This window comes from Spiroplasma endosymbiont of Asaphidion curtum, from assembly GCF_964031085.1.
Classification (GTDB): domain Bacteria; phylum Bacillota_I; class Bacilli_A; order Mycoplasmatales; family Nriv7; genus Nriv7.
This window is the reverse complement of record NZ_OZ035001.1, coordinates 37,631-49,668: the sequence shown is the minus strand read 5'-3', so window position 1 is coordinate 49,668 and position 12,038 is coordinate 37,631. Positions and strand designations below refer to the sequence as shown.

Below are 12,038 nucleotides of genomic sequence, written 5' to 3'. Positions count from 1 at the left end.
TTTAAATATATTTTATAGGAATTTTGTTTAATAAATAAGTAATGCAAGAAGTCTATTGAAGGAAATAGCATTGTTAACAAAATATTTCAATTAATAGCCAAAACTGCTTATTTAACATAAGTAAATATTGCCAAAGAAAAGGGTTCATTTCCCTTCTTAAAAGACCACAACGCCTTTATTAATACTGGTTATATGAAAAAAATGAACCTCAAAATTCGTAATGCTATTAAAAAATATGGAATTCGTAATTCCCACTTACTAACTATCGCTCCTACGGGAACAACCGGAACAATGGTTGGTGTTTCTACTGGCTTAGAACCATACTTTGCTTTTAACTTTTATCGGAGTGGTCGCCTTGGTAAAAATATTAAAGTTAATGTTAGAATCGTTGACGAATGACTAAAATATCATCCAGAATATGTTAATAAACCCCTACCTAATATTTTTATTAGTGCGATGAAACTAACTCCCGTTGCTCATGCTAATGTACAATAGACTTGGTTGGTACATAACCCTCAATTTTATCTACTATTTTGATAATATTATTTTCTAGATGAAGCACAAATGTTAGATAAATATAAAGATGAAAGTGAATTTTATAGTTTGGTAGGTGCAAAATGTTATAGTTATGTACCAAGTCTAATGTATTATTCAACGCTGAGTCGACTCATCAATTTCCAAAACCGTTAATGCCCCTGTTGGATATACCGTTAAAAATGTGGAAAAACTATATATGCGCTTATACAAAAACAGTGCCAAAGGTGGTACTGTTTATGTTGATGGTTCAAGAAACGCCCAAGTGCTATCCCTAACTGATGACAGCGAACCAATCCAAGAACAACTAGGTCTCTCGCCATTAGAAGCAACCATTGTCACTAATACTAATACCCCATCCCCTAACAATGTCTTTCTTATAAACCAATACCGCGGTATTAAACAAAGGACCACATCCGTGGAACTAATATCCGCGACCTGTGTACTTTTTTTGCAATGAAGGCAACATCGTTGAAGCAGGAGGATGCAATACCCTGCGATAATTGCAGTACTCAACTGCAATGTGGGTTATAACATCTTAGAATTAACAAAAAAGAGTAAGGAATTTAAATTCCTTACTCTTTTTAATTCTTATTCTTTAATTCTCGCATATGAGGAAATAATAACACATCTTTGATTGATGATTGTTCAGTTAATAACATTACTAAGCGGTCAACACCAATCCCTAAACCACCAGCTGGTGGCATCCCATATTCTAAGGCTTCAACAAAGTCTAAATCCATTTCATTAGCTTCCTCATCACCTAAATCTCTTAATGCTAACTGTTGTTCAAAACGATTATATTGGTCAATAGGATCATTTAACTCGGAATAACCATTAACATACTCTCTCCCCCCAATAAATAGTTCAAAACGATCAGTAAACCGTTCATCAGTGCAACTCTTTTTCGCTAATGGCGACACTTCTAGTGGATATCCATAAATAAACGATGGTTGAATTAAAGTTTTTTCAACTAATTGTTCAAAAAACGCATTAATGATATGACCAATCGTATGATGATGCTTTTCTAAAAGTATCTTATGTTCTTTAGCTAACTTTTGTGCTTGGATTAATGTCATTTCGCGATTAAATTCTACCCCACTAACATTTTTAATTGCTTCCACCATACTCATTTTATTTCATTGCCCAAAATTAATTTTTTGATGATCGTAAGTTATTTCACTATTAGGCAAAATTTCCTTAACTAAATAACTAATTAAATCTTCGGTTAACTGCATCATAAAATTCATATCCTGATAAGCAACATAAATTTCAATCGTGGTAAACTCAGGATTATGTTTTGCTGACATGCCTTCGTTGCGAAACAATCGTCCCATTTCAAATACTTTCTCAAAACCACCAACAAGAAGTTTTTTTAAATACAATTCGGGAGCAACTCGTAAATAAAACGGCATATCCAAAGTATTATGATGCGTTTTAAAAGGTTTCGCTGTTGCACCACCTAATATTGGTTGTAAAACTGGCGTTTCTACCTCTAAATAGTTTCTTGCTTGTAAATATTGACGAATTAAATTCAATATTTGCGTTCTTTTAATAAATACTGCTTTAACTTCTTCATTAACAATCAAATCAACATATCTGCGACGATATCGTTCTTCGGTATCTTTCAACCCATCGTGTTTATCGGGTAATGGTTTTAATGCCTTACTAAGTAATTGAAATGATATTAGTCTTAAAGTCAATTCCCCAACTTGTGTTTTCATTACTCTACCAGTAGCACTAATGATATCTCCTAAATCTAATTGTTGAAAACTAAGAAATTTCTCCTTAGAAACTTCATCAAGACGAAAATAAACTTGAATTTGACCATCTTGGTCTTGAACATTAGCAAAAATTGCTTTCCCGGCGGTTCTTAAAGCTCTAATTCTTCCCCCAATAATAATAACCACATCTGTTTTTCCTTGCAATTGTTCTTTACTATACACATCATATTGTTCTTTAAATTCAGCAGTAGTATGAGTTCGCTCTACCTTAAAAATAGCAAACGGATTATGGTTCGCTTTTACTAATTGCTCTAATTTATCGCGTCGCACAACTTCCTGTTCTGAAAACTTTCTTGACATAAATTAACTTCTCCTTTAGTTATTTCTTAATTTTACTAGCGCCAATATGAATTATATCACTAGTGCGTCCAAAAGGTGGTGCATATACCAAATCTAACTTCGCAATTTCTGGTAATGTCATTTGCTTTCAAATCGCAACTGCTAAAGCATTAATTCTTAAAACTGCTTTATTATAACCAACAATTTGTGCTCCTAATAATTTTAATGAATCAACTTCATAAAGCAATTTTAATTTTAAAGGCATCCGCTTTGACATATAACCTGGCAAATCATAATCATCAATCATAATTGTTTGATAGTTAAAATTCATTGCTTTTGCTTCTCATTCACTCAATCCAGTTCGGGCAACTTGCAAATCTATAATTTGTAAAATAGAACTCCCTAAAGTTGCTTCTAAACGATCATCAAGATTGGCAATAACATTAGCAATAACGCGAGCTAATTTAACTGCTGTTGTTGCTAAAGGAAGATATGATTGTTTTTTAGTTACTAAATTAGTAATTGTTGCACAATCACCAACACTATAAACATTAGCAATATTAGTCTTTCCTTGATGATCAATAACAATTGCCCCATTATCCAACATTTCTAAATCGGCATCCTTAAATAATTGCGTATGAGGACGAAATCCAAGCGCTAAAACTACTAAATCAGTAGCAATAATTTCATTATTTGCTAATACAATTGCTTGAACATCATTTTCTCCTTGAAAACCTAATAACTTTTTTGAACAATGCACTTGAACAGTTTTTGCAAATAAATATTCTTGTATTATAGTAGTAATCTCAACATCAAAAGCTTTAGCAGCAACTCGTTCTAAAGTTTCAATAAGAACAACTTCTTTCTGCAAATGACTAAATGCTTCAATAAGTTCCAAACCAATAAAACCACCACCAATAATAGCAATTTTTTGTTTATCCTTAACTTGTTTTCTAATATTGTAAGCATCTTCTTTACTAACGGCTGTAAAAATATTTCCTAAATGGTCATTTTCAAATTTAGGAACAATTGGTATTGCCCCAGTAGCAATAACTAAATTATCATATTGCTTAGTAACTATCTCTGAAGTTACTTGATTACAAATTGTGCCAAATTGTAAAGTTAAGTGCAACTAAATTATTTTTCTAACCAAATATTCGATTGGTGAAAGATAATTTAGTATTTTTCTTGGTCTTTGGTTTAAAGACAATATAAATTTATGAACTGCATTTTTAGTAGTATTTGAAAAATTAAATTTTTTAGGAAATTTTTCTCTAATTAAACCATTAGTATTTTCATTAGTACCTCTTTGTCAAGGCGAATACGCATTAGCAAAATAAATTTTCACATTTAAATTTTTTTCAAGTTGTTGTCAATTAGAAAATTCTTTACCCCTATCAAATGTTATAGTCTTAACAAGATTATTTGGAAGAATTGATAAATAATGGCTAATGTTTTCGTTAACAACTTTAGTAGTTCTATTTTCAACTAACATTGCTAAAGTAAATCTTGATGTTCTTTCAACTAAAGTTATTAAACATGATTTACTTTTACCTCGTGATGATACTACAGTATCACCTTCTCAATGACCAACAGTTATACGATTATTAACATTAATATTTCGTTCTTTAATTGATTTACCATTAAATTTACCGCGATTTTCTTGAGATTTTCGTTTCTTACCTTTTCTTCTTAAATTTTTATTAGTAACTTTTTCAAGTAATCCAGAATAAATTCAATTGTAAATTGTTTTAAAACTAATAATTCATTCTTTATGAAAATTTTTAATTCTGCCATAAATTTGTTCAGGCGATCAACCTAATAGTAATTTTTGTTGTACATATTTTACTAATTCTCTATTTTTAAACTTATGAAAATAAACATGTGATTGTTTTCTGTTTTCTGCTTTATTTTGTGCAATTAATGAAAAATAATGATTACTATCTTTATTTCTATTGACTTCTCGAATAATAGTACTAATACTTCGATTAAGATTTTTAGCTATTTCACTAATTTTTACTTTAAACTTCAATTGATTCTCAATATAAATTCTTTCATATATGCCAAGATGTTTGTAACCCATATAAAAACTCCTTGCTTTGTTTTTTCTAAAATAAACTTAGCATCATGAAATTTTTATATGAGATTTTTTGCAATTTTATTTACTTGCACTTACAAGTATAATTCAGCTTTACAAATAATTTGTAATTATTTTAATAAGTAATGCAAGAAGTCTATTATACAATTATCTGCAATTAATTTAAATACTTTAATTAATCATTTATTTTTAAAGCTTCAATTGGATTGACGCGTTTTAAAATAAATCAACCAACAACAAATGTAATCGCATAAATTGTTAAAATAATCGCTAAAACTGCAAAGATTAGTCCTCAATTAAAGTAAAATGGCATAACTCAAGTTGAATTTAACGCTAAATAATTAACCAACTGATTCATAATTACCCACGCCGCAGGAAAACCAATAACAAAAGAAATAAACACAATAGGTAAATACATTCCTAATGTTAGTCAATTAATTTTATAATCACTATAACCAATAACTTTCATTGTTGCAATTAACCGACTATTTTCGGTAATAATTATATTAGAAGTAATTAAAATTATCACAAATGATATTAATAAAGAAATCATCATAAAAGCCCATAATATTGAATCAGCAATACCTTTAATTTCATCAAATGCCGATTGATGTGTTGCAATCGGCATTGCAAAAGCAATTGCTCCTTGTCCTAATCCAATATACTTTTGAACTAAATCACCAGAAATCTTATCCTTAGTTACCTTAGTTACCATACCATTTAATGTTAACTGCGTAAAATCACCATACATTTGTGCCACACTAATACTATCAGTAATATCAATAATATTTTTATTTAATGAAAATTTAGCATTAAACAAAGGAAACATCGCCTGCACAGCCTCATTATAAGTCATATTAGGAAATCTTTGCTTAAATTTTGGCATTGTATCATTAACAAACTGAGTAACTTCTTGAAATACATCTTTAATTTTCTGATAATGTTCTGAAAGCTCTCAACTTTTACCTTTTTCAATATAACCCATCATCACATCAGCATCATATTTAGGTAAAAACATTTTAGGGTCACCATAACCCTCTTGGATACCAATAACGCGCATTTTTTGATTTTGATTATCTTCAGTTTTAATATAAACATCACCATTAGTAATTTTCTGATACATTTTTGAAGGGACATCCCCCATTGAACGATACAATTCTATTTGTTCTGCAATATCACTATTTATCACTTCTTGGAAACCAATACTTAATTCTTTTAGATTCCATTTTTTAAGGTCAACAATCTTATTATCAGCTGTGGCAGCTTTAGAATATAATGATTGCTTATTAGGATTAATATCTAAAATGTCACCTTGATTAATTTGCAAATGTTTAGCAATAGTTTGATTAATAACTACAGAAACAATTTCCGCATTAAGTGAATGATTTTCATACATTACTTCTAAAAGATTATTATTATCTTTATCTAACAAAAGATTCATTTTACTACTTCGTTCAATACCATAAGCTTTAAGCTTTAACATTTTTTTATTTTCATAAGTAATATTACCACGAGAAATTTTTTCAATATTAGGTTTAAAATAAGTTGCTAACTCATCTTCATCAGGATTATAGGGCGTCAATCCAAATTGAATATTAAATGTTTTAGTAAGTCCTAAATCATTAGCAATTGCTTTCAGTTTTATTATCACCTTATTTAAATACCGATTTCATTGTTCATCATCTTTACTTGGCTTAGCACTTTGACCATTATTAAGTCGCTTTTTAATTTCTTCATAAATTTTTAACACCACATCATAGCGTTTTTTATAATCAGCATCATTAGTAGCAACAACATTCATTTCATCAATAAAGACATTATTTTCTTGTAAAGTTAACGGATTACCATTAGTAAATTCTGCAGTAGGATTCATTAAATCTCCTGACTGCAAAATATCAATTGCTAAACTAACTTCAATTTTTCTTAAAGTTAATTCTAATGATGATAACTTACTACGAACAAAATAAGGCGACTTTTTTGTGGTACCAATAATGATACAATCAGTAATTGCATATTTTGCCTGCTCGGCTTTTGTTTTTTCTTTCCAACCATCAACCGCCAGCATGCAAGTAATATTTTTAAATGGCGTTAATTCAGCTGTTGGTTCTAACTTCGTTAAAATTGAATTAAGGTAAAAATTTAAATCAAAAAGACGATAATTTAAAGTTGCGAGCTTTACTAATTCTGACCATATCGGACGATATCGTTTTACATTCGGCTTGATTTCCTCTTCAACCATTAATTTTGGTGAATAAAGATCACCATCAATCCCTTGTTGATTATTTTTAATTTTTGGATTATAAACACCATACGATGAAAGCATTGAATTTCAAACCGGAGTTTCATATTCAGTAATTGATTCATAGTTAATTTCCTTATAAGTTGCAGTTCGCATATCTTGTAAAGCTTTTGGTCCTGTAATTGAAAATGTTAATAATAATGTTGCTGAAACCATTGTAATCATTACTGTTAACATCTTCGTAATTGATTTTGAAAAAACTGCTCAACGAAACCGCGTTGTAAATCGTTTGCCACGATTTAAATAATTAAATCATCTTGTTAAAATCGTTGCCCCCATATTTTCTTCGGGATGCAATAATTTCAAAGGACTACCTTTAATATATCAAATTGAGGCCACAATTGTTATTAAACCTAATAAAAGAAAAGTTCCGCCAATTGAAAACAATAATGATAACCAATTAAAACTAAATTTCCCTAATGGAAACGTAAAATATCAATTAAATACACTTATAATAGGAATTTGTAAACAAATACCAACTAAATATCCAATAATTCCCCCAACAATAGCAGCAATTAATGGATATACTAAAAACCCTTGGGCAATACTAAATGAAGAATAACCTAAACTTTTTAAAACTCCAATTTGCGTACGAGAATTTTGAACTCGTTTTTTTGTTACTAATGCAATCACAAATCCTGCAATGATAAGCACCATTAATAACAAAGCAATTGCCATAATTTGATAAGCAACCAAAATTGTTTTTAGCGTATTAACACGACCACTAAAATCATATTCAGGATAATTGGCATCATTAACCGCAAATACAAAATCATTATTACTATCATTACTAAGAAAATAATCTTGTAATTGTTTTTGAATTAAGGAAATATTTTGTTCACTACCAGCACCTCACTGAGCAACAAAATATCCTTCACGATCAACTTCAGCAGTTAACGAAATTTTTTCAACACCTTTATTATATTGTCACTTAATACCTTTTTCAATTAATTGCGTATTATTAGGACTAAAAAGTCCTAATTGATGCGGATGAACAAATGCCATACCCTCACGCGCTTGATTAGGAATTGGCGTTGTTAAATCAAGTTGAGGAAACATATAATCAACAGAAGTTCCTAATCCAACAATTTTTAAAACATTATTATCAGGATTATTATCATCACACGGTTTTGACTGTAAACAAATAATATCACCAACACGATATTTATTTTCATTAGCAAACTCAGGTGATAACACCACTTCCTGCTCATTTTCAATATTGCGACCTTCCATAATAACTAATTTATCAATTGTATCTTGAATATCATAAGCAATAACTTTAAACAAACTTACATTATTATCAATAACACGAGAAACCATTCGTCCTTCACGATATGCAAACACAAAATTATTATTTGTTTCATTAGCAAGTCTTACTTTTTCCATTGCTCATTGAACATAAGCAGTTTTCTCAACTAATGCCTTTTGAATATTAACATCAGTTTCATCAGCTTCTTTTCCCGGAATCCGATCTTTATTTCTTAAATCAACAACAAAATGATGCAAATTAGATGCAGTAATAAAATTCTCATAAGAATTATTAATTCTTTGTGTTGTCGTATACATTAAAGTAAAAATAACTGCCGTTAAAACTATTAAAAGGACTAACCCAATCATTTGAATCTTATTTCTTAAAACTGATTTAAAAGCGTTTTTAAGAATGTAATAGTTTTTGAGTTTTCCAAGATTAAAACCTTGTAGCTTCCTTTTTTCCACTATTAAACTCCTTTTAAATATGTTGCCCTGCTTTTTTGCATTATTTGAATTATACATTAAAAAATTTTATTCTTGAAATTCCTTAATTTTTTGCACAATACTTTGTTGATGAAGCTTAAAAACACCAATAAAATATGATACTAAGTATACTACTAATTCAATAGCAATCCCTACTATAATATTTCATCACTTTCAATTAACCGGTAAACTAAATTCAGTTAATTTAGCAACAAAAATAAATAACTCTTTTAAAATAATAATACTTATCGGCACCCCAACTAAAAATGCAATAATGATAGTTGGAATATAGGCATTCATAATAATATTTGACACTTCATGAATTTTATAACCTAAAGTTTGAAAAACAATAATCATCTTTTTATTTTCAGTAATAACAATATTAGTAATCATTACTAAAATAACAACTGATATTGTGGTTGCAAAAAATATTATAATTGCAATCATGATTGCAATTATAATATTATACTTCAAAGCAATTTGCTTAATAGCACTCATATCCAATAATGAATTTAATAACGGTTTTAAACCTTGCAAATTACTATTACCATCAGTTCTTAAAGTTATTCAATCTTGAACTTCTAAATTATCTTGTTGTGAATATTTAGCATTATAAGAATTCTCATCCAACCCAAAAACAAAACACATCGCATCAAGTGGTGCATACACATAAGAATTTTGATAAAAATCAGCAATCCCAATAATTTTAAAATTTACTTTTTTGTAAAGTATCATTATATTTAAACTCAATTACAAAATAATCATTAATCTTTAAATCACGCAAAGTTGCCATTACTGAATTAATTACTAATGGTATTGGTTCATTAATATCTTTAGCTTCATTTCAATTGTCTAATTCTTGTTCTAATAATGGATACAAATTATTTCCATCATCATCTTCTAATTTTAAAAAAGATTTGTAATGTTCAAAATCAACGCTATGAACCATCAAACTTCCTAAAGTCTTGTTGTTATTACTAATAGTTTCACCAAGAAGCAACAAATATGGTAATTCATTATCTTGATAAGGAACAAAATTAAAACCAACATTTGTTGTAATTACTTTTCTAACATTACCCTCATCATCAGTTTTAGTTGTTTTTGAAAGATCCGCTAATTCTCGTAAAATAAATCAGTTTTCAACAACCATTTGTGTTTGCTGAATGGTAACACTTTCTTTAAAAGAAAATAAGTTATTAATTGCCTTTGTTAATTTATTAGACTTCTTGCATTACTTATTTATTAAACAAAATTCCTATAAAATATATTTAAAATAGAAATTATAAGGAATTTAAGATTATGAAATTTGATAAATTTAATTTTATTAATGATAAAGAATTATTACGATTAACTGGAATAAAGCAAAGTACTTTTAATAAAATGTTAAATATTTGCCAAATTGTAAAGTTAAGTGCAACTAAATTATTTTTCTAACCAAATATTCGATTGGTGAAAGATAATTTAGTATTTTTCTTGGTCTTTGGTTTAAAGACAATATAAATTTATGAACTGCATTTTTAGTAGTATTTGAAAAATTAAATTTTTTAGGAAATTTTTCTCTAATTAAACCATTAGTATTTTCATTAGTACCTCTTTGTCAAGGCGAATACGCATTAGCAAAATAAATTTTCACATTTAAATTTTTTTCAAGTTGTTGTCAATTAGAAAATTCTTTACCCCTATCAAATGTTATAGTCTTAACAAGATTATTTGGAAGAATTGATAAATAATGGCTAATGTTTTCGTTAACAACTTTAGTAGTTCTATTTTCAACTAACATTGCTAAAGTAAATCTTGATGTTCTTTCAACTAAAGTTATTAAACATGATTTACTTTTACCTCGTGATGATACTACAGTATCACCTTCTCAATGACCAACAGTTATACGATTATTAACATTAATATTTCGTTCTTTAATTGATTTACCATTAAATTTACCGCGATTTTCTTGAGATTTTCGTTTCTTACCTTTTCTTCTTAAATTTTTATTAGTAACTTTTTCAAGTAATCCAGAATAAATTCAATTGTAAATTGTTTTAAAACTAATAATTCATTCTTTATGAAAATTTATTAATTGTTGCTTCTCTATTTTTCAAAGTCATTTGATTAAGCGGATAAAAAGAAAAATGGTGCGAATTACCTTTACCTTTATCTAGCAAAATACTAAAACTTCTTAACAACTCACGATTAGATTGATTAATAGCAGAAAAAACAGTTACTGATAAAAATATCAACACAATTAGTCCAAAAAACTGCACTCATTTTTTATTAATTGATCGTAATCCGTTAATAAAGAGAAACAACATTGTTTTTTCACTCCTTGAATAATAATATTCTTATCAGTAACTGTTTTATTAATCCAATTTTATTAAGCTCATTTTATATCTTTAGGTTTTTTAGGGTCTTTATTAACTTTTAATTCATCAATAATACCATTTCTCACATGAATAACAATATCTGCTAACTGAGCAATATTAGGATTATGAGTAACAGTAACAATCGTTGTTTTTTCTTTTTTATTAATATCTAACAAAATTTCTAAAACTTTTCGTCCCATTTCTTCATCCAAAGCCCCTGTTGGTTCATCACAAAACAAAATTGAAGGATTTTTAGCAATTGCTCTTGCAATTGAAACTCTTTGCTGTTGCCCTCCAGATAATTGTGAAGGTTTTTTATCCATTTCTGCTGACATGCCAATTGATACAAAAATTTCTTCCAATGTCATGACACGCTTTTTATTCTTAGCTAAGTTTTCACCAACTTCAGCATTTTCTTTAGCACTTAAAGTATCTAATAAATTATAATTTTGAAAAACAAACCCAACATAATTACAACGAAAATCAGTTAAATGACGATTTTTTAATAATGTTAAGTTATGACCATCAACAAAAACATCACCAGTTGAAGCTTTATCTAAACCAGAAATAATATTTAATAATGTTGTTTTTCCACTACCACTAGGTCCTAAAATAACAACAAATTCACCACGACTAATTTTTAAATCAATCCCTTTTAAAACTTTATATTCAATTTCTCCCATTACATAAGATTTTTCTACATTATGCAATTCAATAATAAATTTCTTTAAATCCGGTTTATAACCTAAGGTAGAAATAATTTCACCTTTTAAAATTCTTTTGGAGCAAGCCTTAGTCATCTTCTTTTGTAACTTTAAATTTTCTTTAATCGTCGTTAAAAGTGCTTTATTATTTTCTAATGAAATAATACTCTTATCATTTTCAGATTTTTTTGAAGATCGCTTTTTTGCCATTACACTTACTCCCAACTTTTTCTAATTATACCACTGATT

The 12,038-nt window shown here is 28.4% G+C and carries 10 protein-coding genes and 2 pseudogenes; 3 read left to right on the top strand and 9 right to left on the bottom strand.

Translation table 4 applies throughout. The annotated features are described in order from the left end of the window. Positions 1 to 42: 42 nt before the first annotated feature. Together AAHJ00_RS00265 and AAHJ00_RS07860 are read left to right on the top strand one after the other, a co-directional pair. Positions 43 to 492 (top strand): annotated as a pseudogene (locus AAHJ00_RS00265) (vitamin B12-dependent ribonucleotide reductase); the annotation flags it as partial. 151 nt (positions 493 to 643) lie between these two features. Beyond that, positions 644 to 841 (top strand): annotated as a pseudogene (locus AAHJ00_RS07860) (hypothetical protein); the annotation flags it as partial. 277 nt (positions 842 to 1,118) lie between these two features. Here AAHJ00_RS07860 and lysS read toward each other — a convergent pair. The 6 genes from lysS to AAHJ00_RS00235 form a co-directional block, all read right to left on the bottom strand. Next, the gene (gene lysS, locus AAHJ00_RS00260) at positions 1,119 to 2,618 is read right to left on the bottom strand and encodes a lysine--tRNA ligase (RefSeq protein WP_342224088.1); all 1,500 of its coding nucleotides are present in this window, start codon (positions 2,616 to 2,618) and stop codon (positions 1,119 to 1,121) included. Between the two features lie 19 nt (positions 2,619 to 2,637). Next, positions 2,638 to 3,729 carry an FAD-dependent oxidoreductase gene (locus tag AAHJ00_RS00255; RefSeq protein ID WP_342224087.1) on the bottom strand — a complete coding sequence of 364 codons (1,092 nt, stop codon included), beginning with the start codon at positions 3,727 to 3,729 and terminating at the stop codon, positions 2,638 to 2,640. Beyond that, the gene (locus tag AAHJ00_RS00250) at positions 3,730 to 4,680 is read right to left on the bottom strand and encodes an IS30 family transposase (protein ID WP_342223478.1); all 951 of its coding nucleotides are present in this window, start codon (positions 4,678 to 4,680) and stop codon (positions 3,730 to 3,732) included. A 190-nt stretch (positions 4,681 to 4,870) separates the two neighbouring features. After that, positions 4,871 to 8,611, bottom strand: coding sequence for an FtsX-like permease family protein (locus AAHJ00_RS00245; protein WP_342224086.1), 3,741 nt, complete (start codon positions 8,609 to 8,611; stop codon positions 4,871 to 4,873). 165 nt (positions 8,612 to 8,776) lie between these two features. Next, positions 8,777 to 9,463, bottom strand: a complete 687-nt coding sequence (locus AAHJ00_RS00240) for an FtsX-like permease family protein (RefSeq protein WP_342224085.1) — start codon at positions 9,461 to 9,463, stop codon at positions 8,777 to 8,779. Further along, the gene (locus AAHJ00_RS00235) at positions 9,435 to 9,878 is read right to left on the bottom strand and encodes a hypothetical protein (protein WP_342224084.1); all 444 of its coding nucleotides are present in this window, start codon (positions 9,876 to 9,878) and stop codon (positions 9,435 to 9,437) included. Before AAHJ00_RS00235 ends, AAHJ00_RS00240 begins: the two co-directional genes overlap by 29 nt. 149 nt (positions 9,879 to 10,027) lie before the next feature. Between AAHJ00_RS00235 and AAHJ00_RS00230 the strand changes: the two genes are divergently transcribed. After that, positions 10,028 to 10,162: a hypothetical protein gene (locus tag AAHJ00_RS00230; protein WP_342224083.1), complete on the top strand. Its 135-nt coding sequence runs from the start codon at positions 10,028 to 10,030 to the stop codon at positions 10,160 to 10,162. On the opposite strand, the gene AAHJ00_RS00225 is transcribed toward AAHJ00_RS00230, so the two are convergent. The 3 genes from AAHJ00_RS00225 to AAHJ00_RS00215 form a co-directional block, all read right to left on the bottom strand. Then, positions 10,146 to 10,736 (bottom strand): IS30 family transposase, encoded by a 591-nt coding sequence (locus AAHJ00_RS00225; RefSeq protein ID WP_342224584.1) that lies wholly within the window; start codon positions 10,734 to 10,736, stop codon positions 10,146 to 10,148. The genes AAHJ00_RS00230 and AAHJ00_RS00225 overlap by 17 nt on opposite strands. Before the next feature lie 49 nt (positions 10,737 to 10,785). Then, positions 10,786 to 11,034, bottom strand: coding sequence for a hypothetical protein (locus AAHJ00_RS00220; protein WP_342224082.1), 249 nt, complete (start codon positions 11,032 to 11,034; stop codon positions 10,786 to 10,788). 62 nt (positions 11,035 to 11,096) lie between these two features. Next, a complete protein-coding gene (locus tag AAHJ00_RS00215) occupies positions 11,097 to 11,999 on the bottom strand; it encodes an ABC transporter ATP-binding protein (RefSeq protein WP_342224081.1) in 903 nt (300 codons plus the stop codon). Positions 12,000 to 12,038 lie beyond the last annotated feature (39 nt).